Origin of the sequence: Nocardioides baculatus (assembly GCF_016735675.1) — a bacterium.
GTDB classification, from domain to species: domain Bacteria; phylum Actinomycetota; class Actinomycetes; order Propionibacteriales; family Nocardioidaceae; genus Nocardioides; species Nocardioides baculatus.
In genome coordinates, this window is sequence record NZ_JAERSG010000001.1 from 247,807 (window position 1) to 271,704 (window position 23,898).

Here is a 23,898-nt window from a genome sequence, read left to right on the forward strand (position 1 = left end):
CGGCGTCAGGCCAGCAGCACCCGGGCGACCGTCGCGGCCTGCGACTCGGAGACACCGGCCCGGTCGGCCGCCTGGGTGAGCAGGCCGGCGGCGGCGTCGGTGGTGACGCCGACACGAGCGGCCACCAGACCGACCGCGACGTCGACGAGGCGCTGCATCCGCAGCCGCTCGGGCGCCTCCTCGGCTCGGCGGAGGGTCTCGAATCCCAGGTCTGCGTTGGTCACTGCACCGGCCTGCCAGGCGCCGAGCGCGGCGACGAGGCCGTCGATCCGGTCGTGGAACGCGTGCGCGGTCGAGGCGTAGAGGTCGATGTTGAGCACGGCCCGCCCCTCCTCGACCACCGGGAGGCAGACGGTGCTGGCGATGCCGGCGAAGGCGCGCTCGCGGGCCATCTCGGCCCAGCCGCGCTCGTCGAGGGCGAAGTCCGCGTCGGGCCGGGGGGCGGTGTCACCGGCCGGGTCGACCGGCCGCTCGGCACCCGCATCGGTGTCGACGAGGGTGAAGGTGAGGTCGTCGTCGAGGAGCGTCACGCTCAGCGCGACGCACTCCGGAACGGTGCGCACGGCCCAGCCCTCGATCACGCGCAGCAGGCCCTCCACGTCGTCGACGGAGGGCGTGACGTACTCGTCCAGGGCTTCCCTGCTCTGCGGCAGCAGCTCCACGCGCGTTGCCCCTCGATCCTCGATGGGTCCAGAACCCACGATGTTCCTCCCCTCGCACCCCGCCCCACCACACCCGCCCGGGCGTGCGCCCCGCGGGCCCCCGTGAGCGCATGTCGGCGGGGTGTCGGGGTACGGCGCGAGGATGAGCTCTGCACTCCTGCGCCCCACCGTCGTCCTCGACCTCGACGGCACCCTGGTCGACTCGGTCTACCAGCACGTGGCCTCGTGGCAGGCCGCCTTCCACGACGTCGGCCTCCACGTCGGCGCCGTACGCATCCACGAGTCCATCGGCATGGGCGGCGACCGGCTGGTCGCCGAGGTCGCCGGTGAGTCCGCCGAGAGCGCCGTGGGCGACGAGGTCCGGCGGCTGCACGACACCTACTTCCGTGCGGGGCTACGGACCATCTGTCCCCTCGACGGGGCGTCCGAGCTGGTCGACGCGCTGGTCGAGCGCGGGCACCGCGTGGTGCTCGCCAGCTCGTCGGAGGCGGGCCTGGTCGACGAGCTCCTCGACATCGCCGGGGTCGGACACCGCCTGCACGCCGTCGTCACCGGGTCCGACGAGGCCGCGAGCAAGCCCGCGCCCGACCTGGTCGAGCTCGCGGTGCAGCGGGCCGGCGGCGGACCGGCCGTGGTGGTCGGGGACGCGACGTGGGACGTCGAGTCCGCGGCCGCCGCGGGGGTGGCTTCGATCGGGCTGCGGAGCGGCGGGGTCAGCGCCGAGCGGCTGCTGGCAGCCGGCGCCGTCGCGGTCCACGAGGGTCCGCGGGACCTGCTCGACCACCTCGACGAGAGTCTGCTCGCGGCGCGCTGATCCTCACTCCGCGGGGTACGCGGACTGCTTCAGCAGCCGCGCCAGGTGCGTCGCGTTGCGGGCGAGGACCTCGGTCGTGCCTGCCGTCTTCTCGGGCGTCCGGTCGAGGTCCTGGTAGTCGACGGCCTGCATCGCCTCGCCGACCCAGTAGGTCACGGCCTGCGCCGGAAGGGTGAACCCGACGTCGTTGAGACCCTGGAAGATCTCGGCGCTCGTGTGGTGGGCACCGTCCTCGTTGCCGACGACACCCACCGCCGCGACCTTGCCGAAGGTGAGCGGCCGACCCTCGTCGTCCGTCTCGGAGATCTCCGCGTCGAGACGCTCGAGCACGACCTTCGCGACGGAGGCGGGCTGGCCCATCCAGATCGGGGTCACGAGCACGAGGATGTCGGCGTCCAGCATCTTCCTCCGCAGCATCGGCCACCCGTCGCCGTCGCCCTCGTCGGTGCTGACGCCGAACCGGACGTCGTGGTCGACCACGCGCTCGATCGTGCCGGCGACGCCGAGGTCGCGGAACGCGTCGAGCACCTGCGAGCCGAGGAGATCGGAGCTCGACTCGGCGGGCGAGCGCTTCAGGGTGCAGCTCAGGACGAGGCAGGAGAGATCAGTCATGACCGCCCGTACCCGAGGTCGCCCCCTGCATGCGACGAGGCCCATGAGATGAAGCGAGGTCCGTCGGGGTCCTCCGCACGGCGTACGGCGTGAGTCCCCCGACGGACCTCGACAACTGGGGCTGGGATCGCGGCGGGCGACCCCAGCGCGAGTCAGGTACCCCGGTAGTCGAGCCTCATGCGTCAGGAGGAGAAGTCGTCGTCACGACGTCGCCGGGTCAGCACCCGGGCCGCGACGACGCCGCCGATCGCGCCGAAGAGGTGCCCCTGCCACGAGACGCCGGGCTGACCGGGCAGCACCCCGAGCAGGGCGCCGCTGTAGAGCAGGAACACCGCGACGCCGATGAGGATCTCGGTGGAGCTCCGGTTGAGGAAGCCGCGCACGACGAGGTAGACGATCCAGCCGAAGATCAGCACGGACGCGCCCGCGTGGTTGCTGTCGGGCTGCGCGAAGACCCAGACGCCGAGCCCGCCGACGACCCAGATGATCGCCGTGGCGAGCAGGCCGCGCGCGATGCCGGTCGCGAGGGTCAGGAAGCCGAGGACGGCGACCGGGACCGTGTTGCTGACCAGGTGTCCGAAGCCGAAGTGGAGCAGCGGAGCCACGACGACGCCGACCAGCCCGTCCTCGCTGCGGGGCTGGACGCCGTACGGGTCGAGGGCGTGGCCCGTCGCGGTGTCGACGATCTCGAGCGCCCAGAGCACGACGACGAACGCGCCGGTGATCAGCGCTGCTTGCTGCCAGCTGTCGCGGCGCTGCGTGAGCTGTCCCTGCCGCGTCTGCATGCCCTCCATGGTGACAAGGGCTGACAAGGGAGACCCCCCATCAGGAGCGCGCGGCCACCTCCGGCGGGAAGCCGCCGGTCGACACCGTGCCCCACCGGGTGGGCGTGATCCGCAGCAGCGACTTGCCCTGCTCGACCATCGCCGTGCGGTACTCGTCCCAGTCGGAGTGCTCGCCGGCGATGTTGCGGAAGTACTCCACGAACCCGTCGAGGGCCTCCTCGCCGTCGGTGGCGTCGAGCACCTCGCAGGTCCCGTCCACCTGCACCCACGCGTCGTCCCACTCGTCCGACAGCACGACGACCGAGACCTCCGGGCGCTTGCGGGCGTTGCGGGTCTTCGCCCGCTGGGGATAGGTCGCGACGACGATCCGGCCGCTGTCGTCGACGCCGCCGGCGACGGGCGAGGCCTGGGGCGAGCCGTCGGCGCGGCGCGTCATCAGGATCATCCGGTGGCGCGGCCGGACGAAGTCCAGCAGCTGCTCGAGGTCCACGTCGGTGTTGGTCGCGATGGAGGGAGCCATCCCGCGAGGCTAGCGCGGGCACCCCTCTGGGCGATCTGTGCCGCGGAGCGGCGTGCCTACTGTCGACGGCATGACCACTGTGAACCGCACGTTCGACGTCCACCCCCAGCCCTCCGTGGTGATCGACTACCTCAAGGACTTCAGCAACGCCGAGGAGTGGGACCCGGGCACGGAGTCCTGCACCCGCACGGACGGGAGCGGTCCCGTCCAGGTCGGGTCGACCTGGCACAACGTCTCCAAGATCGCCGGCGTCAGCACCGAGCTCGACTACACCCTCGAGAGCCTGACGGCCGACACGATCGTGCTGGTCGGCCGCAACGACAGCGCCACCTCCACCGACACGATCACCGTCGTGCCGAGCCCGGACGGTGCCGGCAGCCGGGTGACCTACGAGGCGAACATCGAGATGAAGGGCGCCGCCAAGCTGGCCGACCCGATCATGAAGATCGTCTTCGAGAAGATCGGCAGCGACACCGAGGACGACATGACGACGGTGCTCAACCGCCTGGCCTGACGTCCTCCAGCGCGCGGGCGAGGGCGTCGACGAAGTGGTCGACGTGCGCCCGGCCCCAGACGAGCGGTGGGCGCACCTTCAGGACGTTGCCGCCGGGTCCGGTCAGGCCGGCGAGCGCGCCGCGGCCGACGAGCGCCTGGAGCAGCCGCCGGGCCGTCGGCCGGTCGACGACGTCGACGCCGGCGACCAGACCGAGGGCGCGGACGTCGCCGAGCAGGTCGGAGCCGGCGGCGAGGTCGGTGAGCGCGGCCTCGAGGTGGGCGCCGGTGTCGAGGGCCTTCTCGGGCAGGCGTCGGTCCTCGAGGACGTCCAGCACGGCGTTGCCCGCGGCGGCCGCGGCAGGGGTCGCGGCGAACGTCGAGAAGTACTCCCAGCGCTCGGCGAACCGGTCGACGACCTCGCGGCGCGTGACGACCGCCCCGATCGGGTAGCCCGCCCCCATTGGCTTGCCGAGGGTGACGAGGTCGGGCACCACGCCGGAGGTGGCGAAGCGCCACATCGCCGGCCCCGTGCGGCCGTAGCCGATCTGCACCTCGTCGGCGAGCCAGAGCGCGCCCTCGGCGTGGGCGCCGTCGCGCAGCCCCCGGACGTACGACGGCGGCGCGTCGTGCACGCCCTCACTGGTGAACCCCGAGTCCGCGAGCAGCAGGGCCGGCCGGTGTCCCCGTGCCGCGACGTCCTGCGCGACCGCACGCACCATCGCGGCGGTGGCGTCCGCTGAGAGGTCGCCGTCGGCGTACGGCGCACGGAAGGTGCCGACCGCGTCGGGTCGGTGCCCCGGCGGCCACTCGTTGGAGCTCAGGTCGGCCATCCACCGGGTGGTGCCGTGGTAGCCGTGCTCGACGATGAGCGCGCCGGTGCCGCCGGTCCACTCGGTCGCCAGCCGCCAGGCGAGCTCGTTGGCCTCGGTGCCGGACGTCGTGAAGAGCACCGTGTCCAGCTCGTCGGGCATGGTCGCGGCGATGCGCTCGGCGAGCTCGACGACCTCGGGGTGCAGGTAGCGCGAGTGGGTGTTGAGCCGGCCGAGCTGGCGACCGACCCTCAGTGCGACCGTCGGGTCGGCGTGCCCGACCACGGCGACGTTGTTGTAGGCGTCGAGGTAGCGCCGTCCGTCAGCGGCCGTGAGCCAGGCGCCCTCGCCACTGACGATCTGCAGGGGCTGGTCGTAGAAGAGCGGCGCGACCGTGCCGCCCATCGCGGTGGCCCGGCGGGTCGCGACGTCGTCGCCCGCCTCGACCACGCGGGTCCCGGCGAGCCGGTGCAGCCGCTGCGCCAGCTCGCTCGGGGACAGCTGCGCCAGCTCGGTCGTCGTACGCGTGTTGGCGTCGTCGTACTGGAGGATGTACGCCGTGTTGTCGGGGTGGGCGGCCGCGCGACCGCGGGAGATGATCGTGCCGAGCACGAGCCGCGACAGCACCAGCTCGCCGAGCACCTCGACCTCGTCGGGCGAGAGCGGGCGGATGCGTTGGTAGCCGCGCAGCGCGGCACCGGCGAGCTCCCACGGCGAGGCGGCCTGGGTGTCGCTGGTGTTGCGCAGCACCGAGGTGAGCGCGACCGCGAGGTCGGCGACGTCGGCGGTGAAGCACATGTCGCCGAAGTCGATGACTCCGGTGATCGTGCCGTCGGTCGCGAGCAGGTTGGTGAGCGTGACGTCGGCGTGGTGGACCTGGCTGGGCAGCGCGGCCAGGCGCGGCAGCACCGCGGCCACGCGCTCGACGACGGGGTGCAGGGGGTCGTCGGCCGTGAGGCCCCACCGCGCCGCGACCCGCGGGAGGGCGCGTACGTCCCAGTCGAGCTCCCGGCTGCCCGCGGCCGGGTGGAAGAAGCCCCGCAGCGCCTGCGCCGTACGAGCGGTGGCCGCGCCGACCTGCTCGGCGACGTCCTCGGTGATGAGCTGTCCCTCGAGCTGGTCGCCCGGCACCGTCGTGATCAGCCGCGCGAGGCAGGCGCGACCGTCGTCGTCGGTGATCGTGACGATGTCGTCGTTTCCGGCCGGCACCGTCCGCGGGACCGGGAGGTCGGGGTCGGTCGTCGCGACGTGCCGCATCGCTGCGACCTCCATCTCGAGCAGCGCCCGCGACTCCGCCGGGTTGGCGACCTTGAGGACGTGCGACGAGCCGACGAGGACGTTGACGTCGCGCTCGCTCGCGAGTGGGGTCACCTCGGCGTCCACGCCCCAGTGCTCGGCGACCAGCCGACGGACACCGTCGATCGTGAGCCGGGGTGCGGGCTCGTCGAGCACGTCGTGCGCCATGCGCGAAGGGTAGGGGGTCGGTGCGGGAGCATGTCGAGGTGAGCAGACCCACACCCCACGTGCACGTCGACCGCGAGGTCCTCGAGCGCAACATCGACGCCATGCAGCAGGCGGCGAGCGCCGTCGGCCTCGCCCTGCGTCCGCACGCCAAGACCCACAAGTCGCTCGAGGTTGCGCGGCTCCAGCTCGCCGCGGGCGCGGTCGGGCTGACCGTCGCGACGGTCGCCGAGGCCGAGGTCTTCGCCGGGGCCTGCGAAGACCTCTTCGTCGCCTACCCGCTGTGGGTCGACGACGAGCGGGCCACCCGCCTCCGGAGGGTGCTGTCGCGGGCGTCGGTCGTGGTGGGCGTCGACTCCGTCGAGTCCGTCCGGCAGCTCGCACCCCTGGCCTCGTCGGGGCTCCGTGTGCGGGTCGAGGTCGACAGCGGCCACCACCGCAGCGGCGTGCCCGCCTCTGACGCCGCCACCGTCGCGACCGCCGCTGCCGAGTCCGGCCTGGCCGTCGACGGCGTCTTCACGTTCCCCGGCCACGCCTACTCCCCCGACGGCCGCGCGGCCGCCGCCGTGGACGAGCAGCGCGAGCTGGCCGTCGCCCGGGACGCGCTCGTCGGAGTCGGGGTCGCGTGCCCGGTCCTCAGCGGCGGGTCGACGCCGTCGGTCGAGTTCTCCCGGGGCGAGGTGCTGACCGAGGTGCGACCGGGTGTGTACGTCTTCGGCGACGCGCAGCAGTGGGAGCTCGGCGTCGCGACACCCGAGCAGGTGGCCCTCACCGTCGTCGCGACCGTCGTCGGCCGCTACCCCGACCGGGTGGTCCTCGATGCCGGCAGCAAGGTGCTCGGCGCGGACCGGGCGTCGTACGCCACCGGGCACGGCCGGTTGCTCGACCACCCGGATGCCCGCATCACCGCGCTGTCCGAGCACCACGCGACCGTCACCGGCTTCGACGCACCGCGCGGCACCCGCGTGCGCGTCGTGCCCAACCACGTCTGCACCACGGCCAACCTCGCCGATGCGTACGTCGTCGGCGACGCGACGTGGCGGGTCGACGCGCGGGGCGCCAACACCTGAGGCTCAGCCGGCCGAGCGGTCCGGGGCCTCCGGCAACCGGCGCGTCCGCACGAGGTCGGCGGCGACCTGCACGAGCTTGGTGTTGGTGTGCGACGAGATCCGCTTGAGGTAGGCCAGGGCCTGGTCGCTGTCGACGTCGAGGCGCTCCATGAGGATGCCCTCGGCCTGCCCGATGACCGTCCGGCTCTGGAGGGCGGCACCCATCCCCTCGATCTCGCGTCCGGCCGCCAGCGCGACCGCCAGGTGTCCGGCGAGCGCCTGGGCGGTGGCGAGGTCGTCGGCGTCGAACGCGTGCGGGCCGGTGCCGTAGATGCTGAGCGTGCCGTAGGAGCCGCGGGCGGTAAACACCAGGATCGAGACCACCGTCGCGAGCTGGTGGTCGGCGTGCACGCGAGCGCCCCACCGCGCGAAGCGCGGGTCGGTCGTCAGGTCGTCGACCACGACGATCTCGTCCTCGCGGCCGGGCGTGTGGCACGGGCCCTCGTCGAGCTCGTTCTGGAGGTCGTTGATGACGTGCAGCAGCGCACCGGAGGACGCGAGCGTGTGGCACTTGCCGTCCCGGTTGATGGTCACGCCCGCGTGCAGGCAGCCGGGGATCAGCTCGACGGCCGCCTCGACGGCGATGCCCAGCCGGTCGCTCTCGCCTCCTGCCGCGCCGAGGGCGCGGGCAAGCTCGGCGAACTCCATCATGGTCGTGCGCTCCCCGGACAACGTCACTCCTCCGCTGGCCCGCCGAGGCGGCGGGCTCCCTCGAGGAGCCATTCTCACTGCCGCTGCGCCGGGTGCCAACCGGGGTCGCCCTTTCAGCCCTCCGAGACGTCGACCAGCACCTTGCCGACGGCACCGTCCTCGACAGCCGCGTGCGCCTCGGCGGTCCGCTCGAGCGGGAAGTGGTGGAGCGGCAGCCCGTGCTCCTCGCCGACCTGGAAGCCGCCGTCGGCCACGGCCGCGGTGATGTCCTCCGCAGCGCGTCGCAGCGCCTCCTGGCCGACGGTGTAGAGGAGCACCCACTGGAAGCGGGCATTGGTCGAGAAGGTCTCACGCACACTGATCGCGACCTCGTCGCCACCGTTGTTGGCGTAGATCGCGATCGTGGCGCGCGGCCTGATGACGGCGAGGTCGAGGCGGAGGTTCTGGGCCGGGGCGACCTCGACGACGAGGTCGACGCCGTCGGGTGCGAGGTCGCGGATGGCGGCCGCGGTGTCGCCGTCGCGGTAGTTGACGACGTGGTGTGCGCCGGCAGCCGTCGCCAGCGCACCCTTCTCGTCGCTGCTCACCGTGCTGATCACGGTCGCGCCCGCCCACCGGGCCAGCTGGATCGCGGCGTTGCCGACGGCACCGGCACCGCCCGCGACGAGCACCGTCGTCCCGTCCAGGGCGCCGGGCGCGAGCCGATCGGGCCCGTCCTCGCTGGTGGTGAGGGCGCGGTGGGCGGTGACCGCGGGGACACCGAGCGAGGCGCCCAGGTCGTACGACGCCGCGTCGGGGAGCGCCGTCACCCGGTCCGCCGGGATGACGACCTGCTCCTGCGCGGTGCCGCCCGGACGCTGGTGCTGCGCGAGCATCGTCCAGACGCGGTCACCGACCGCGAGGTCCGTGACGCCCGCGCCGACGGCGTCGACGACGCCTGCACCGTCCTGGCCGGGCACGATCTCGGGGAAGGCGAGCTTGCCCATGCCACCGGCGCGGAACTTCCAGTCGGTGGGGTTCACGCCGGCACGCACGATGCGTACCCGCACCTCACCCGGTCCGGGCTCCGCGGCCTCCCGCTCGACCAGCTCGAGCACGTCGGAGTCGCCGCTCTCGGTGTAGACCACAGCACGCATCAGGAGTCCTTCCCTCGGGGATTCGTCTCGTCGGACCAACACCGACCGGTCGCGGTCTATGCCTGCGCTGCCCTGATGGAGCTCAGCACTCCACCACGTTGAGGGCCAGTCCCCCGCGGGCGGTCTCCTTGTACTTGTCCTTCATGTCGCGGCCGGTCTCGCGCATGGTCTTGATCGCCTTGTCGAGCGAGACGTGGTGCGAGCCGTCGCCACGGACCGCCATCCGGGCGGCGGTGATCGCCTTGATCGAGGCGACCGCGTTGCGCTCGATGCAGGGGATCTGGACGAGGCCGCCGACCGGGTCGCAGGTGAGCCCGAGGTTGTGCTCGATGCCGATCTCGGCGGCGTTCTCCACCTGCTCCGGACTGCCGCCGAGCAGCTCGGCCAGCCCTCCGGCGGCCATCGAGCAGGCCGAGCCGACCTCTCCCTGGCAGCCGACCTCGGCACCGGAGATGGAGGCGTTCTCCTTGAACAGCAGGCCGATCGCCGCGGCCGTCAGCAGGAAGCGGACGACGCCGTCGTCGTCGGCCCCCGGCACGAAGTGGTGGTAGTAGAGCAGCACCGCTGGGACGATCCCGGCCGCACCGTTGGTCGGCGCCGTCACGATCCGGCCACCCGCGGCGTTCTCCTCGTTGACGGCGAGCGCGTAGAGCGTCACCCACTCCATCGCGGCCAGCGGGTCGGTGACGCCGGAGGCCCACTCCACGTCGATCTTCGTCTTCAGCTCGGCCGCGCGACGTCGTACCTTCAGCCCGCCCGGCAGCACGCCCGTCGTCCGGCAGCCACGGTCGACGCACTCGCGCATCACCTGCCAGATCGCCAGCAGCTCGCTGCGCACCTCGCCCTCGGAGCGTCGGACCAGCTCGTTGGCGAGCATCACGTCACTGATCCTCAGGCCCGTCTCGCGCGTGATGGCCAGCAGCTCGTCGGCCGTGGTGAAGGAGTACGGCACGGGGGTGTCGTCCGGCACGACTGTCGCGTTGCCGAGGTCGTCCTCGCCCAGGACGAATCCGCCGCCGACCGAGTAGTACTCCCGTCGGCGCAGCTCGGCGCCGGCCGCGTCGTACGCCTGGAAGGTCATGCCGTTGGTGTGGAAGTCGAGGCGCTTGCGGCGGTGCATGACGATGTCGTCGTCGGGGTCGAAGTCGATGCCGTGCGTCCCGGCGAGGTCCAGGCGCCTGCCGTCGCGGACCACCTGCACCATCGGGTCGGCGGCCACCGGGTCGACGAGGTGGGGTTGCTCGCCGGCGAGCCCGAGGACGACGGCCTTCACGCTGCCGTGCCCGTGCCCGGTCGCGCCGAGCGACCCGAAGAGCTCGACGTGGACCCGCGCGACGTCGGCAAGGAGACCGTCGGCGCGCAGCCCGTCGACGAAGAGGTACGCCGCCCGCATCGGCCCGACCGTGTGCGAGCTGGACGGACCGATCCCGACCTTGAACAGGTCGAACACGCTGATGGTCATCGCGATCCCTCCGCCGCCCGCGCCGTTGCGGTCGACACCTCGCATGATGAGGCTTGCACGGGGCCCGGGCAAGTAGTGCGTTGCGTCCAGTGCGTTGGGTTGCACGGTGCGCAACGTGGGATGTGACGCCGTACGCTTCGCCCGTGACGTCCAGCCGCCCCGCCCGCTGGCGCGCCATCCTCCTCCAGCTGGTCGTCTTCGCCTGCGTCGGCGGGGCGTTCAACGTGCTGTACGGGCTGCTGTACCTCCTCCTCCGTCTCGAGCTCAGCGCCCAGCCGGCGAACGCCGTCGCGCTCGTGGTGTCGACCATCGCCGGGACCTGGGGTCACCGCCGGATCACCTTCGGCGTGCGTGGCCCGGAGCGGACCGTGACGCACCAGACGCTGGGCCTCGCACTGCTCGGCTTCAGCCTGGCCGTGACGGCCGGCTCGCTCTGGCTGCTCGAGGCCCTGGTCGACACCCCGTCGCGGACCCAGGAGGTCGCCGTGCTGGTCGCGGCCAACCTCGGCACCGGCCTCGTCCGCTTCGCCGTGTTCCGGCTGGCCATGGTCCCCCAGGTGCCGGGCCGCACCTGACGGCCTTCACGTCACGTTCACACCTGTCATCGGGACGGCCCCGCCGTCGGCGTCGGGCGACCGTACGGTCCTGACATGCTCATGCCGCACCCGCCTCCACGTCCCGCTGCCGAGGTGCTGGCGGACCTCGCTCTCAGGCTCGAGGCGATGCCCGCTCCCGGTCGTCGGCCGGCCGCACCAGAGCAGCCGGCACCCACGCCTGCGTGAGGAGCACCTCGAGCCCGATGCCGGTGGAGTACGACTCGGCGCGGACGACCCAGGCCTCCCACCCGCGGCGCTCGCTGTGTCGCCACGCCAGGAGGACACCGGGCGCCGCGCCTGCCCACGTGCCGGTCAGGTCGACCCACACGTGGAACGGGGGCTGGCGCGGCATCGACCCAGAATAGAACATGTGTTCGATCGGGGGGCCGGCCCCGCACTACCGTGGCCGTCATGGCACAGCACTGGATCGCGACCCGTCCCGGCGACCTCGACGTCCTCGCCCTCGAGGACCACGACGTCCCACCCCCCGGGCACGGGGAGGTGACGATCGCGGTGCGCGCCGCCGGCATGAACCCTGCCGACGCCAAGCACGTCGCCGCCGGGAAGCCGCAGGACTTCCCGCGCCCGGTCGGCTACGAGGTCGCGGGAGTCATCTCCGCGATCGGTCCCGACACCATGATCGCGTCGGGACCGGTGAGCGTCGGCGACGAGGTGCTGGCGTTCCGGATCAGCGGCGGCTGGGCCAGCGAGGTGACGGTCCCGGCGAAGGACGTGCTCGCCAAGCCGGCGTCACTTTCGTGGGGAGAGGCGGCGAACCTGCTCCTCGCCGGCTGCACCGCGTCCGAGATGCTGCACATCACGGGCGTCGGCGAGGGCGACACGATCCTGGTCCACGGCGCGTCCGGCGCGGTCGGCGTCAGCGTCCTCCAGCAGGCCGCCCTGCGAGGCGCGACCGTGATCGGCACCGCGAGCGAGGGCAGCTTCGAGACCGTCCGGCGCTTCGGCGGGCAGCCGGTGGCGTACGGCGACGGGCTCGAGCAGCGGGTCCGCGACCTCGCCCCCGACGGCGTCGCCGCCGCTCTCGACTGCGTCGGGACCGACGAGGCGGTCGACGTCTCGCTGGCCCTGGTCGCCGACCGCGGCCGCATCGTGACGATCGCGGCCGCCGACAGGGCAGGACGGGACGGCATCACCGCCATCGCCGGCTCGATGCCGGCCAGCTCGGCCTACCGCGACTCGGTGCGCGCCGACCTGGTCGCGCTCGCCGCGGACGGCCGCCTCATCGTTCCCGTGGCCCGCACCTTCCCCCTCGCCGACGCCGTCGAGGCGTCCAGGCTGCTGATGAAGGGCCACCCCGGCGGCAAGTTCGCCCTGGTGCCCCGATGATCCGGCACTGCGTCCTCGTCCGCTTCGCACCGGACACCCCGCGAGCGACCCGGGTCGGGCTGTTCGACGAGCTGGCCGCGCTGACCGATCGCCTGCCGGGCCTCCTCGCCGTGCACCGCGGTCCCAACGTGAGCCCGGAGACCGGGATGGACAAGGGGTACGCCGACGGCTTCATCGCCGACTTCGTCGACGCGGCCGCTCGCGACGCGTACCTCGTCGACCCCGAGCACCAGCGCATCGCGGGCGAGCTCGTCGCTGCTGCCGCCGGGGGCGTCGACGGGATCCTGGTCTTCGACCTCGACGTCGCCTGATCACGACGTCACCGAAGCCTTCATGGGGCCGCGTCGATCACCTCGCGCTGGAACGACGAGCGCTCGGCGTCGTCGTCCGCATCTTGGTCGGGACGCAGAAGAAGCCCCAGGGTCTCGGGTCCCTGAGGCTTCTCGAGCCGCCTGTCAGAATCGAACTGACGACCTAGTCATTACGAGTGACTCGCTCTACCGACTGAGCTAAGGCGGCCGGCGTCGAGACGCGCTCGACGACCGCGGCGAGTATACGGAGCACGTCGGCCCGGACAGAAATCCGGGGGTGGGACCGACCGACTAGGTTCGGGAGTGACCCATCCCAGCCACTCTCAGGAGTCCATGATGCCCACTCGCACCGCCCGCACCGCCTGGAACGGCGGCCTCCAGGACGGCTCCGGCCAGGTCGAGCTCACCAGCTCCGGCGTCGGCACGTACGACGTCTCGTTCCCCAAGCGTGCCGCCGAGGACGCGGGCGGGACGACCAGCCCCGAGGAGCTCGTCGCCGCCGCTCACTCGTCCTGCTACGCGATGCAGCTCTCCGCCCTGATCGCCGAGGCCGGCGGGACGCCGCAGTCGCTCGAGGTGACCGCTGACGTGTCGCTCGGCGAGGACAAGGAGGCCGGCGGCTTCAAGCTCACCGGCATCAAGCTCACCGTCCGCGGCGAGGTCGAGGGCCTGGACGAGGCCGGCTTCACGGAGGCCGCCGAGAAGGCCAAGGCGAGCTGCCCGATCAGCAAGGCCCTGACCGGAGTCGACATCACGCTCGACGCCGCGCTCGAGGGCTAGCAGGTCGTCCCGTCGTCGGGGACTGCCCCCTCCAGGAGGTAGTCCTCGACGATGGAGTCGATGCACTCGTTGCCGGAGTTGTAGGCCGTGTGGCCGTCGCCATCGCGCTCGACGAGCACGCCGGAGTCGAGCTGTCCGGCGAGCGCCTCGGCCCAGATCAGCGGCGTCGCGGGGTCGCGGCTGGTGCCGAGGACGAGGATCGGTGCTGCGCCCTCGGCCGTGATGGTCAGCGGCTCCTCGCTCGACTGCACCTCGATGCCCTGGCACCCCGTCATCGCCCACGCGAAGATCCGGCCGAACGTCGGCGAGGCCTCCTCGAAGGCCGGGAACAGCGACGACACCTTCTCGAACGGGACCGACGTCGGGTCGTCGAGGCAGTTGATCGAGTAGTTGGCCTCGATGGAGTTGTCGGAGTAGGACCCGTCGGGGTTGCGCGATGCGTAGGCGTCGGCGAGGTCCATCAGTGCCGACCCCTGACCCTCGAGCGCCGAGGTGAGCGCGGTGCTCAGCAGGAACCAGTAGTCCCGGTTGTAGAGCGGCGTGATGATCCCGTAGAACGCGTTGCCGACCTCGAGCTCGCGGTCACCCGCCGGCAGCGGCTGCTCCTCGATCGAGTCGAGCAGGTCGCTGATCGTGGCGAGGCCCTCGTCGACGGTGTCGCCGAGGAAGCAGTTGTCGGTGGAGTCGAGACAGTTCTGGACGTAGGCGCGGAGCGCGGTCTCGAAGCCCTCGGCCTGCTGGAGCGCCATCGACTGCGCGTCGAGCGACACGTCGACGGCCCCGTCGAGCACGAGGCGGCCGACCTTCTCGGGGAAGAGCTCGGCATAGGTCGCGCCGAGCTTGGTGCCGTAGGACGCCCCGAGGTAGGTCAGCGTGTCCTCGCCGAGCGCCGACCGGAGGACGTCCATGTCGCGCGCCGCCTCGATCGTGGTGACGTGGGCGAGGTCGGGACCCGAGTTGGCCACGCACTTCGCGGCGAACGAGAGGACCGAGTCCTCGTAGGACCGCTCCTCGGCCGGGGTGTCGGGCGTGGGGTCGCCCGCGAGGTAGGCGTCGAGCTCGCTGTCGCTCAGGCAGTCGACCGGTGCGGAACGGCCGGTGCCGCGCGGGTCGAAGCCGACGATGTCGAAGCCCTCGAGGAGCGGCTGGCGGAACACCTGGGCAGCGGCGGCGGCGTAGGACGTACCGGGTGCGCCGGGGCCACCCGGGTTGACCACCATCGAGCCGACGCGCGACCCGCTGGCGGGGACCCGCAGCAGGGCGAGGTCGATGGTGTCGCCCGTGGGGTCGGCGTAGTCGATCGGGACGGTGAGCGTGCCGCAGTCCTGGTCGGTGTTGGTCTCGCACGGCTTCCAGTCGATGCGCTGGGAGTAGTAGTTCTCGAGGCCGGCCTCGGGCGCCGCCGTCACGGTCGCCGGCGGCGGCGTCGTGGGCGACGGTGTCGGTCGGGCCGTCGGCTCGTCGGGGAGCGAACCCCGGACGGCGAGGCCGACGGCGACGAACGTCGTGAGGGCGAGCGCGACGACCGCGAGGATGGCGACGACCTTCTTCACGAACGACCTCCGGGCAGCCGCAGTGCGACCGTCATCGACTCGAGCGCCAGCTGTGGCGGCACGTTGAACTCCAGCATCTGCTCGCGGGCGGTGAAGATCGCGTCGATCATCCGCAGCACCTCGTCGGGCGTGGCCGCCCGGGCGACGGCCTGGACGTCGCCGCGGAGCTCCTCGTTGACGAGCATGCCGGGAGCCCCGACGCCGAGGGCGATGGCGTCGCGGTAGACCGAGACCAGGTCCATCAGCGCGCGGTCGATCACGTCGAGCACCCGGCGCTTGGCCTTCTGCTTCTGCAGCTTCTCCAGCGCGCCGAGCGCGGCCCGGTAGGAGCGGCTGGCGGTGTCCTTGCGCTCGCTGCCGAAGATCGCCTGGAGCTCCTCGAGCTCGCGCTTCTCGGCGTCGGCCGTGATCGCCTCGGTCTCCTCCTTGGCGAGCTCGGCGAGGTTGGTCGCGGCCGTCATGCAGGCGCCGAGCGAGGTCAGCCTCGCCGGGATGCTCACCACCTCCCGGCGCCGCGAGCGCGTCTCCTCGTCGAGGGCGAGCGCCCGGGCACGACCGATGTGGCCCTGGCTGGCGCGGGCGGCGAAGCTGGCGACGGTCTCGGAGATCCCGTCGTTGCGGGTGAGGAACCGAGCGACGTCGTCGGTGCCGGGCGTCGCCAGGGTGAGCGTGCGGCAGCGCGACCGGATGGTCGGCAGCACGTCCTGGACGGTCGGCGCGCACAGCAGCCACAGCGTCTTGGGCGTCGGCTCCTCGATCGCCTTGAGCAGGGCGTTGCCGGTGCGCGGGTTCTCCGGCGTGCCGAGACGGTCGGCGTCCTCGATCACGACGATCTGCCACCGGCCGATCGAGGGGAACTTCGCCGCCGACTGCACGAGGTCGCGCATGTCGTCGACGTAGAGCACCGAGGTCTCGGACTTCACCCAGGTGATGTCGGGGTGCGAACCCTTCATCCCGAGCCGGCACGCCTCGCACTGGCCGCAGCCCGTACGCCGTTCGCACTGCAGCGCCGCCGCGAACGCGCGCGCGACGTTGGAACGACCCGACCCGGGCGGGCCGGTGATCAGCCAGGCGTGGGTCATCCCGGTCCCGGCGGCGGCGTGCTTGAGCACCTCGATCGTCGGGCGCTGACCGACGAGGTCGTCCCACACGGTCGTGGTCGCGGTGGTCACCGGGTCTCCAGGAGGGGGGCGATGCGAGCACGGATGGCGGCGGCGATCTCGTCGATCGGCGCGCGGGCGTCGAGGACCGCGTAGTGGTCGGGGTCGGCGGCCGCGAGGTCGAGGAAGCCCTGGCGCACGCGCTGGTGGAACTCCAGCGACTGGCCCTCGATGCGGTCGCGCCCGTCGAAGCGACCGAGGCCGGCCTCCGGCGCCAGGTCCAGCACGACGGTGAGTTGCGGGCGCAGGTCGGCCGTGGCCCAGCGGGCGACGGCCTCGACCTCCGACACCTCGAGCGTCCGGCCGGCGCCCTGGTAGGCCAGGGTGGAGTCGACGTAGCGGTCGGTGATCACGACCTCGCCCCGGGCGAGCGCGGGCAGCACGACGTGGTCGACGTGCTCGGCCTTGTCGGCGATGTAGAGCAGCGCCTCGGTGCGGTCGGACAGGTGACCGGTCGCCGGGTCGAGCACGATGCGGCGCATCTCCTTGCCGACCTCGGTGTCCCCCGGCTCGAAGGTCAGCAGCACCGTCCGCCCCTGCTCGACCAGCCAGTCGCGCAGCAGGCGCGACTGGGTGGACTTGCCGGCCCCGTCGCCCCCCTCGAAGCACACGAAGAGCCCGTGCTCGGAGTAGACGCCTGGGTTCACGTCGCACACCCTACGGGCGGGGTGGGACACGTACCGTCCCGCGCCCGCCGGCGACGGAGACGCGCAGGCATGGGTCCTCCCGCCGCGCGTGGGCAGATGGGCATGCGGTCCGTCGACCGGCGTCAGGCGCCGGAGGTGCCGCCGAAGATCACGGCAGCGAGCAGGAACGCCCAGCCGCCGGTGAGCCGACGGCCCGGGTGGCGCGGCCGGCCCACCCCGAGTGGGCCGCCGACCAGGACATAGGCGATCGCTCCGATGAGCGGAGACGCCAGCGCGAGCCAGAACCACGCCCAGCGCGTCGCTCGCCAGGGCTCAGGCGCACCCATCACCATGAACAGGGCCGCGAACCATAGCACCAGGAGTGCCGATCCGGGAGCGCCGCGCAGGGTCCATCCCGCTGCCTCGAACCAGCTCCCGCTCCGGTAGTCGTGCCTGACGATCGCCACGTCAGGTCGCAGCTCCTGCAACGTCACCACCGGGTCGCCGACCACGACGGGCAGGTGGTCCGGGTTCGAGACGCGCCGGCCCAGCCGATCCGAGGAGACGACCAGGATCTCGGTGTAGCGGTGGATGAAGCGCGCCTCCCACTCGAGGCGAACGGTCGAGTAGCCGCGCCCCAGACCCCCCTTGGGCAGGCCGGTCACCTCGACCTCGGAGACCGACCCGTCGGCCAGGACGCCGTGCAGCGACCCCAGGTCGGCGCGACGCTCACCCACGGCCAGGATCGTCACGAGGACGATGAGCCAGGCGAGCGCGAAGACCGCACCGGTCAACCGCCAGCGACCGTCCCGCCACTCGTCGTACGCCGGTGGCGCAGGCACCGAAAGCGTCGTCGTCTCCCCCATGGTGAAAGGGTAGTGCCGGACGGGGTCGGCGACAGTGGAGCGGGACGCCCCTAGGTCGGGCCGCAGGCTCCACCGTCGACGTCAGGACTTCTTGGCGGTCTTCTTCGCGGCCGTCTTCTTCGCAGCCGTCTTCTTGGCGGTGGTCTTCTTGGCCGCGGCCTTCTTGGCGGGAGCCTTCTTCGCGCCCTTCTTGGCCGCCTTCTTCGCCGGACCGCGCTCGCGGCGCTCGGCCAAGAGCTCGGCCGCCCGCTCGAGGGTGATCGACTCGACGGTGTCGTCCTTGCGGAGGGTGGCGTTGTACTCGCCGTCGGTGACGTACTCGCCGAAGCGGCCCGCCTTCACGATGACCGGCTGCCCGGAGACGGGGTCGTTGCCGAGCTCCTTGAGCGGCGGGGTGGCCGCACCGCGGCCGCGCTGCTTGGGCTGGGCGTAGATCGCCTTGGCCTGGTCGAGGGTGATGTCGAAGATCTGGTCCTCGGAGGTGAGCGACCGCGAGTCGGTGCCCTTCTTGAGGTAGGGCCCGTAGCGACCGTTCTGCGCGGTGATCTCGGTGCCGTCCTCGTCGGTCCCGACGACGCGCGGCAGGTCGAGCAGCTTGACGGCCTCCTCGAGCGACACGGTGTCGAGGGTCATCGACTTGAAGAGCGAGCCGGTGCGCGGCTTGGCGCTCTTGGGCGCGTCGTCGGGCAGCACCTCGGTGACGTAGGGGCCGAAGCGACCGTTCTTCGCCACGATCTGGAGGCCGGTGTCGGGGTGGTTGCCCACGACCTGCTCCTCGCCGGCCGGGTTGGCCAGCAGCTCCTTGGCCTTGGCCACGGTGAGCTCGTCGGGCGGCAGGTCGTCGGGGACGTTGGCCCGGACCGGGGCGCCGTCGCCGTCCTCGGACGGCGGCCCCTCGACGTACGGGCCGTAGCGGCCGACGCGCAGGTCGATGCCCTCACCGATCGGGAAGGTCGCCATCTCCTTGGCGTCGATCTCGCCGAGGTCGGTGACGAGCGTCTTGAGCCCGACAACGTCGCCGGCGCCGTAGTAGAACTCGCCGAGCTCCGTCGCGCGGTCCTTGCGACCGCCGGCGATCTCGTCGAGGACGTCCTCCATCGAGGCGGTGAACTCGTAGGACACCTGCCGCGGGAAGTGCTCCTCGAGCAGCCGGATCACCGAGAACGCCAGCCACGCCGGCACCAGCGCGGTGCCCTTCTTGTAGACGTAGCCGCGGTTGAGGATGGTGCCGATGATGGAGGCGTACGTCGACGGGCGACCGATCTCGCGGTCCTCGAGCTCCTTGATGAGCGTCGCCTCGGTGTAGCGCGAGGGCGGCTTCGTCTCGTGGCCCTCGGGGCTGAGCGTGGCGGCGGTCACCGCCGCACCCTGGGTGAGGTTGGGCAGCCGGGTCTCGGCGTCGTCCTTGCGCTTGGAGGCGTCGTCGATGTCCTCGACGTAGGCCTTGAGGAAGCCGTGGAAGGTGATCGTGCGACCGCTCGCGCTGAAGACCGCGTCGCGACCGTCGGAGGCAGCGCCGCCGATGCGGATCGTGACCGAGTTGCCGACCGCGTCCTTCATCTGCGAGGCGACGGTGCGCATCCAGATCAGCTCGTAGAGGCGGAACTGCTCACCCGAGAGACCGGTCTGGGCGGGCGTGCGGAACGTGTCGCCGGCAGGACGGATCGCCTCGTGCGCCTCTTGGGCGTTCTTGACCTTGGAGGCGTAGGTCCGCGGCGCGTCGGGCAGGTACTCGGCGCCGTACAGCTCACGCACCTGGTCGCGCGCCGCACCGACCGCGGCGCCCGAGAGCGTCGTGGAGTCGGTACGCATGTAGGTGATGAAGCCGTTCTCGTAGAGCCGCTGCGCGACCGACATCGTCACGCTGGCGCTCATCCCGAGCTTGCGGCTGGCCTCCTGCTGCAGCGTGGTCGTGCGGAAGGGGGCGTAGGGCGAGCGGCGGTAGGGCTTGGACTCGACCGAGCGGACGTCGTACGTCGCGTCGGCGAGGCCGGCGGCCAGCGCCTCGGCGTCGGCACGGCTGAGGTGGACGCGCTCGCCCTTGCCCTTCAGCTCGCCGGTGTTGTCGAAGTCGGAGCCGCGGGCGACGCGGACCTCGTCGACGGAGTAGAGCTTGGCGGGGAACATCCGCGGGTCGTGGCCGCTGCCGGCGTCGAAGGTCGCGTCGATGTCCCAGTAGGACGCGAGGCGGAACTTCATCCGCTCGCGCTCACGGTCGACCACCAGGCGGGTCGCGACCGACTGCACGCGGCCGGCGGAGAGGCCGGACATGACCTTCTTCCACAGCACCGGCGAGACCTCGTAGCCGTAGAGGCGGTCGAGGATGCGACGCGCCTCCTGGGCCTCGACGAGGTCGTCGTTGATGTCGCGGGGGTTCTCGACCGCGGCGAGGATCGCCGGCTTGGTGATCTCGTGGAAGACCATCCGGTGGACCGGCAGGCCCTTCGGCGGCTTCAGCTCGTCGAGGAGGTGCCACGCGATCGCCTCGCCCTCGCGGTCCTCATCGGTGGCGAGGTAGAGGGCGTCGGCCTCCTTCACCAGCTTCTTCAGCTTGGCGATGTGGCTCTTCTTGTCGCGCGGCACGACGTAGTAGGGCTCGAAGCCGTTGTCGACGTCGACCGCCAGGCGGCCCCACGGCTTGTCCTTGATCTTGGCCGGGGTGTCCGCCGCGTTGTTCGGCAGGTCGCGGATGTGCCCGATCGAGGACTCGACGACGTAGTCCTTGCCCAGGTAGCCGCCGATGGTGCGGGCCTTGGCCGGGGACTCGACGATGACGAGCTTTGCCACTTCAGATTGCTCCCTCTTGATGCGTGCCGAGTGTTGCTCGGCGCCGCCACCGTAGCGCCCGATCGGTTTTTCACCACGCCGCGGCGTCCACAGGGCCTCGCGTGGACTACGTCCACCTCCGTGAAGCGCCGGTCTGGACCGGGCCACCTCGGGCCTCGTGCCCTGTGGACAGACCGGCCACCGTCGGCCCCTGTGGAGAGCGGAGCGTCGCTGTCGGTCGGGCTGCCGACGGTGGGGACACCGACCCCCGTCCCGTCACCTGGAGGATGAGATGTACGACCACCGCTACCACGACGACCTGCTCTGCACCCGACCCGCGAGAGGCTCGACGAGGGCGGGCGGCTCAGCCACCTCGTCTTCGTCGACGGTCGCCTCGTCGACGCCTGGAGCGAGCGGGTGGAGGACAGCGCGTACGCCGACGTGGCGCGCCGCCATGACGACGCCGCCCGGCCGCAGGTGGTGCAGAGCCCACCGCCGCTGCCCCGGCGCGTCCAGGCGCTCCACTGGCTCGACTGCGTGGCCGGCAGTCGTGAGGGCCTGCTCGCGATGACGGGATCGCACGTCGCCATGCCGCGGCTGCGCGAGCACCTCGACCCCGTGGCCGACGAGCCGTGGCTCGTCGCCGACGAGCTGCTGACCGACCTGCGGGAGGCACTGCTCCCGTCCGAGCTGGCGGCACCTCTGCGCGAGTGCCTGCTGCTGGCGCGGGACCGCTACCCCGAGCTCGCCGAGCGGATGACGCCCGCGCGGCTCGCGGCCGGCGTCGCGTGGGTGGTCGGCAAGGCCAACGCCGCCATCGGACCCGAAGGCCCGGTGACGCAGGTGCGGATCGCCGACCACCTCGGCACCACCTCGCTCAACGCCTGCGGCCAGCAGGTCCTCGGGCACGTACGCCGTCTCGGCTGGGTCAGTGCCCGCCCGTGGTCGTCCGGCGCGCCCGCGCTCACGGCGGTGGGGCGGGTCGAGCTGCTCTGCGCCTCGGTCCGGCGCGACCTCGTGGAGCTGCGCGACCGGTCGCTTGCGGAGGGGGCCAGGGCACTGCCCGAGGTCACCTGACCTCGAGGAAGCCTTCGCGGACCAGCTCGCGCACCACGGGGAGGTAGGCCGACCGCAGCTCGTCGACGTCCCGCTCGAGCAGCGCGGCGAGCGCGCCGAGGAGCCGGCCGACCGTCAGGTCGCCGTCGCAGGCACCGAGGAAGGCGGCCTCCAGCGTGTCGGCCGTGCGGGCCCGGCGGAAGCCGCGCTGCTGGCGGAGCACGATCGCCTCCGGGTCCTCCGCACCGGGCCGGCCGACGGTCTCCTGCTGGACATCGTCGCGGGCGACGAGGGTGGTCTCGAGCAGCTGGTCGTCACCCAGCCCGCGCAGGTCGGTGACCGCCTCGCCCCAGGCGTGGATCGCGGGCCCGATGGGCTGCTCGACGTCGTACGGCCACTCGAGGAGCTGGTGGCTCCCCGACCCGCCGAGGCGGACGTTGATCCACCCGAAGCCGATGCCCTCGATCCCGGACTCCTCGAACCACGACAACCAGGTGTCGTAGCGGCGGGTGTAGTCCGGGCCGCCGTGGTGGCCGGAGTCCTTGAGCCAGAGCTCGACGTAGGACGCCGGGTCGAGCGTCTCGCGCTGCACCACCAGCGCGTCGCAGTCGTCGCGCAGCCACGACCCGAGTCGCTCGTCCCACGGCCGGCCCTCCACGACCGACCAGTTGGCCAGCACCTGGAGCCAGCCGCCGTCGGTGAGGTGGTCGGGGCCGGTGCGCACGATGTGCTCGACGACGCTGTCGCCGGGCAGGCCGGAGTCGCGGTAGACCAGCCGCTCGCCCGTGGCCGGGGAGATCACGAAGGGCGGGTTGGTCGAGACCAGGTCGAAGCGCTCCCCCGCGACCGGCTCGAAGAACGACCCGTTGCGCACGTCGACCTCGACACCGTTGAGCGCGGCGTTGAGCCGGGTCATCCAGAGGGCGCGGCTGTTGACGTCGGTGGCGACGACGCGGTCGGCGTGGCCGGCCAGGTGCAGGGCCTGCACGCCGCAGCCGGTGCCGAGGTCGAGGGCCGAGCCGACGGGTTCGCGCATGGTCAGCTGCGCCAGGCTCGTCGACGCGCTCGAGATGCCGAGGACGTGGTCGGGGCCGACGGCGACCGGCGCACCGTCGAGGCCGGGCGTCAGGTCGGAGACGATCCAGAGGTCGCGGTCCTCCGTCGCGTAGGGGCGGCAGTCGGTCCGCGCGGCGACCTCACTCACGCTCTGCTCGAGCAGGCCGGCGTTGCAGAGCCGGTCGACGAGCCCGGGCAGGGCGCGCTCGGCGTGGTCGCGCGCCACCGGAGCCTGCAGCAGGAACAGCCGGACCAGGGTGTCGAGGGGCGACCCCGACGTCGTACGCCGCAGGGCGGGGAGGGTCTCGTTGCGGCCGAGCGCACGGTGCGCGTCGTCGCCGATGTCCCCGGCCACGCGGTCGTAGGTGAAGTCGGCGGCGACGAGCGCGTCGCGGAGTGGGGCGACGAAGCCGAGGTCGGTCATGCGCGCACCGCCTCCCGCTCGTGGTAGCCGGTGACCGGCTCGCCCGACCGCCACTCGTCGAGCATGCCCCGGTAGAGGCCGTGGCGCAGCTCGAGCTCGTAGCCGTCGTAGAGCGGCATCCCGAGCTCGCGCGCCGCCGCCAGCTCGGCCTCGACGTCGTAGGGGACGCGGACGTAGGAGACCGCCCAGGGCGCCGGCTCCTCGGAGCCGAGCACCCCCTCGAGGATGCAGTAGAGCGGTGTCGGGTCGCCCATGCAGTTGCCGACGGCGCCGGTGTTGAAGGCCGTACGGCCCTCGAGCTGGCACTCGTAGAACGGGTCGTGGGTGTCGCCGTAGCCGACGAGGTCGGGCTCGGGCGACTCGAAGCCGGTGGCCGGGGTGTTGGTGAAGAGCGCCTCGAACTCGGCCTGCGTACGGACGTAGCGCACGCGCCGGTGCACCGTCTCCTCGCTCGCGTGGAACAGCCGCACCCGCCGGCCCGACAGGAGGAAGTCGTGGCTGAAGGGCAGCGACCGCAGCCACTCCCCCTGTCCCGGCCCGAGCTGGGCGAGCCACCACTGCAGCGCCTCGCTGTCGAACTCCCGGTCCGGATCGGGCACGAAGTCGTCCCAGTTGCCCAGCAGGTTGACCTCGCAGCGCTCGCGGCACAGGTCGACCACCTCGCGCCCGCGCGGCCCCTTCCCGACGTAGTCGCCGAGGTTGTAGACGGCGGTGATCCCGCGCCTGTCGATGTCGGCCAGCACCGCCTCGAGCGCCGTCAGGTTGCCATGGACGTCCGAGATGAGGGCGATGCGCGTGGGATCAGGCACGGTGCCAGCGTAGGCGTCACGTCCGACGTGGC

24 protein-coding genes and 1 tRNA gene are annotated in these 23,898 nt (G+C 72.3%); 8 read left to right on the forward strand and 17 right to left on the reverse strand.

Features of this window, described 5'->3' with window-relative positions:
• Window positions 1–5: 5 nt before the first annotated feature.
• Window positions 6–662 carry a hypothetical protein gene (locus JI751_RS01195; RefSeq protein WP_201932419.1) on the reverse strand — a complete coding sequence of 219 codons (657 nt, stop codon included), beginning with the start codon at window positions 660–662 and terminating at the stop codon, window positions 6–8.
• A 142-nt stretch (window positions 663–804) separates the two neighbouring features.
• Here JI751_RS01195 and JI751_RS01200 point away from each other — a divergent pair, with 142 nt between their 5' ends.
• A complete protein-coding gene (locus JI751_RS01200; RefSeq protein WP_201932422.1) occupies window positions 805–1,476 on the forward strand; it encodes an HAD family hydrolase in 672 nt (223 codons plus the stop codon).
• A 3-nt stretch (window positions 1,477–1,479) separates the two neighbouring features.
• On the opposite strand, the gene JI751_RS01205 is transcribed toward JI751_RS01200, so the two are convergent.
• The 3 genes from JI751_RS01205 to JI751_RS01215 all read right to left on the reverse strand — a co-directional run bounded on the left by JI751_RS01205 (window position 1,480) and on the right by JI751_RS01215 (window position 3,393).
• Window positions 1,480–2,088 (reverse strand): flavodoxin family protein, encoded by a 609-nt coding sequence (locus tag JI751_RS01205; protein ID WP_201932424.1) that lies wholly within the window; start codon window positions 2,086–2,088, stop codon window positions 1,480–1,482.
• Window positions 2,089–2,270: 182 nt separating this feature from the next.
• Window positions 2,271–2,873 (reverse strand): rhomboid family intramembrane serine protease, encoded by a 603-nt coding sequence (locus JI751_RS01210; RefSeq protein WP_201932432.1) that lies wholly within the window; start codon window positions 2,871–2,873, stop codon window positions 2,271–2,273.
• A gap of 40 nt (window positions 2,874–2,913) precedes the next feature.
• Complete coding sequence (locus JI751_RS01215) at window positions 2,914–3,393, reverse strand: PPOX class F420-dependent oxidoreductase (RefSeq protein ID WP_201932434.1); 480 nt, start codon at window positions 3,391–3,393, stop codon at window positions 2,914–2,916.
• 70 nt (window positions 3,394–3,463) lie between these two features.
• On the opposite strand from JI751_RS01215, the gene JI751_RS01220 reads away from it, so the two are divergent.
• Entirely contained in the window at window positions 3,464–3,907 is a 444-nt protein-coding gene (locus tag JI751_RS01220; RefSeq protein WP_236665511.1) for an SRPBCC family protein, read from the forward strand.
• On the opposite strand, the gene JI751_RS01225 is transcribed toward JI751_RS01220, so the two are convergent.
• Complete coding sequence (locus JI751_RS01225; RefSeq protein ID WP_201932436.1) at window positions 3,891–6,161, reverse strand: aminotransferase class III-fold pyridoxal phosphate-dependent enzyme; 2,271 nt, start codon at window positions 6,159–6,161, stop codon at window positions 3,891–3,893. The two genes, JI751_RS01220 and JI751_RS01225, sit on opposite strands and share 17 nt — an antisense overlap.
• 38 nt (window positions 6,162–6,199) lie before the next feature.
• Here JI751_RS01225 and JI751_RS01230 point away from each other — a divergent pair, with 38 nt between their 5' ends.
• Window positions 6,200–7,228, forward strand: a complete 1,029-nt coding sequence (locus JI751_RS01230) for an alanine racemase (protein ID WP_307813667.1) — start codon at window positions 6,200–6,202, stop codon at window positions 7,226–7,228.
• Window positions 7,229–7,231: 3 nt separating this feature from the next.
• On the opposite strand, the gene JI751_RS01235 is transcribed toward JI751_RS01230, so the two are convergent.
• The 3 genes from JI751_RS01235 to JI751_RS01245 all read right to left on the reverse strand — a co-directional run bounded on the left by JI751_RS01235 (window position 7,232) and on the right by JI751_RS01245 (window position 10,516).
• Complete coding sequence (locus JI751_RS01235; RefSeq protein ID WP_201932438.1) at window positions 7,232–7,939, reverse strand: GAF and ANTAR domain-containing protein; 708 nt, start codon at window positions 7,937–7,939, stop codon at window positions 7,232–7,234.
• Window positions 7,940–8,031: 92 nt separating this feature from the next.
• A complete protein-coding gene (locus tag JI751_RS01240; RefSeq protein ID WP_201932439.1) occupies window positions 8,032–9,054 on the reverse strand; it encodes an NADPH:quinone reductase in 1,023 nt (340 codons plus the stop codon).
• Window positions 9,055–9,136: 82 nt separating this feature from the next.
• Window positions 9,137–10,516, reverse strand: coding sequence for an L-serine ammonia-lyase (locus tag JI751_RS01245; RefSeq protein ID WP_201932440.1), 1,380 nt, complete (start codon window positions 10,514–10,516; stop codon window positions 9,137–9,139).
• Between the two features lie 143 nt (window positions 10,517–10,659).
• Here JI751_RS01245 and JI751_RS01250 point away from each other — a divergent pair, with 143 nt between their 5' ends.
• Window positions 10,660–11,091: a GtrA family protein gene (locus JI751_RS01250; protein ID WP_201932443.1), complete on the forward strand. Its 432-nt coding sequence runs from the start codon at window positions 10,660–10,662 to the stop codon at window positions 11,089–11,091.
• A 133-nt stretch (window positions 11,092–11,224) separates the two neighbouring features.
• On the opposite strand, the gene JI751_RS01255 is transcribed toward JI751_RS01250, so the two are convergent.
• Window positions 11,225–11,464: a hypothetical protein gene (locus JI751_RS01255; RefSeq protein ID WP_201932446.1), complete on the reverse strand. Its 240-nt coding sequence runs from the start codon at window positions 11,462–11,464 to the stop codon at window positions 11,225–11,227.
• A gap of 59 nt (window positions 11,465–11,523) precedes the next feature.
• On the opposite strand from JI751_RS01255, the gene JI751_RS01260 reads away from it, so the two are divergent.
• Together JI751_RS01260 and JI751_RS01265 are read left to right on the forward strand one after the other, a co-directional pair.
• Window positions 11,524–12,459 (forward strand): quinone oxidoreductase family protein, encoded by a 936-nt coding sequence (locus JI751_RS01260; RefSeq protein WP_201932448.1) that lies wholly within the window; start codon window positions 11,524–11,526, stop codon window positions 12,457–12,459.
• A complete protein-coding gene (locus JI751_RS01265) occupies window positions 12,456–12,770 on the forward strand; it encodes a Dabb family protein (RefSeq protein WP_201932450.1) in 315 nt (104 codons plus the stop codon). The genes JI751_RS01260 and JI751_RS01265 overlap by 4 nt, the downstream gene beginning before the upstream one ends.
• Before the next feature lie 135 nt (window positions 12,771–12,905).
• Here JI751_RS01265 and JI751_RS01270 read toward each other — a convergent pair.
• Window positions 12,906–12,978, reverse strand: a tRNA-Thr gene (locus tag JI751_RS01270).
• 128 nt (window positions 12,979–13,106) lie between these two features.
• Between JI751_RS01270 and JI751_RS01275 the strand changes: the two genes are divergently transcribed.
• Entirely contained in the window at window positions 13,107–13,550 is a 444-nt protein-coding gene (locus tag JI751_RS01275) for an OsmC family protein (protein ID WP_307813670.1), read from the forward strand.
• On the opposite strand, the gene JI751_RS01280 is transcribed toward JI751_RS01275, so the two are convergent.
• The 5 genes from JI751_RS01280 to topA form a co-directional block, all read right to left on the reverse strand.
• Complete coding sequence (locus JI751_RS01280) at window positions 13,547–15,103, reverse strand: alpha/beta hydrolase (RefSeq protein WP_201932456.1); 1,557 nt, start codon at window positions 15,101–15,103, stop codon at window positions 13,547–13,549. The genes JI751_RS01275 and JI751_RS01280 overlap by 4 nt on opposite strands.
• Window positions 15,100–16,275: a DNA polymerase III subunit delta' gene (locus JI751_RS01285; RefSeq protein ID WP_307813673.1), complete on the reverse strand. Its 1,176-nt coding sequence runs from the start codon at window positions 16,273–16,275 to the stop codon at window positions 15,100–15,102. Before JI751_RS01285 ends, JI751_RS01280 begins: the two co-directional genes overlap by 4 nt.
• Entirely contained in the window at window positions 16,272–16,910 is a 639-nt protein-coding gene (tmk, locus tag JI751_RS01290; RefSeq protein ID WP_307813676.1) for a dTMP kinase, read from the reverse strand. Before tmk ends, JI751_RS01285 begins: the two co-directional genes overlap by 4 nt.
• Window positions 16,911–17,032: 122 nt before the next feature.
• Window positions 17,033–17,755, reverse strand: a complete 723-nt coding sequence (locus JI751_RS01295; protein ID WP_201932461.1) for a hypothetical protein — start codon at window positions 17,753–17,755, stop codon at window positions 17,033–17,035.
• An 81-nt stretch (window positions 17,756–17,836) separates the two neighbouring features.
• Complete coding sequence (gene topA, locus JI751_RS01300; protein ID WP_201932464.1) at window positions 17,837–20,542, reverse strand: type I DNA topoisomerase; 2,706 nt, start codon at window positions 20,540–20,542, stop codon at window positions 17,837–17,839.
• Between the two features lie 396 nt (window positions 20,543–20,938).
• On the opposite strand from topA, the gene JI751_RS01305 reads away from it, so the two are divergent.
• Window positions 20,939–21,598 (forward strand): hypothetical protein, encoded by a 660-nt coding sequence (locus JI751_RS01305; protein WP_201932467.1) that lies wholly within the window; start codon window positions 20,939–20,941, stop codon window positions 21,596–21,598.
• On the opposite strand, the gene JI751_RS01310 is transcribed toward JI751_RS01305, so the two are convergent.
• Window positions 21,591–23,057: a DUF7059 domain-containing protein gene (locus tag JI751_RS01310; RefSeq protein ID WP_201932470.1), complete on the reverse strand. Its 1,467-nt coding sequence runs from the start codon at window positions 23,055–23,057 to the stop codon at window positions 21,591–21,593. The two genes, JI751_RS01305 and JI751_RS01310, sit on opposite strands and share 8 nt — an antisense overlap.
• A complete protein-coding gene (locus tag JI751_RS01315; RefSeq protein ID WP_201932471.1) occupies window positions 23,054–23,866 on the reverse strand; it encodes a metallophosphoesterase family protein in 813 nt (270 codons plus the stop codon). Before JI751_RS01315 ends, JI751_RS01310 begins: the two co-directional genes overlap by 4 nt.
• Window positions 23,867–23,898: the final 32 nt, after the last annotated feature.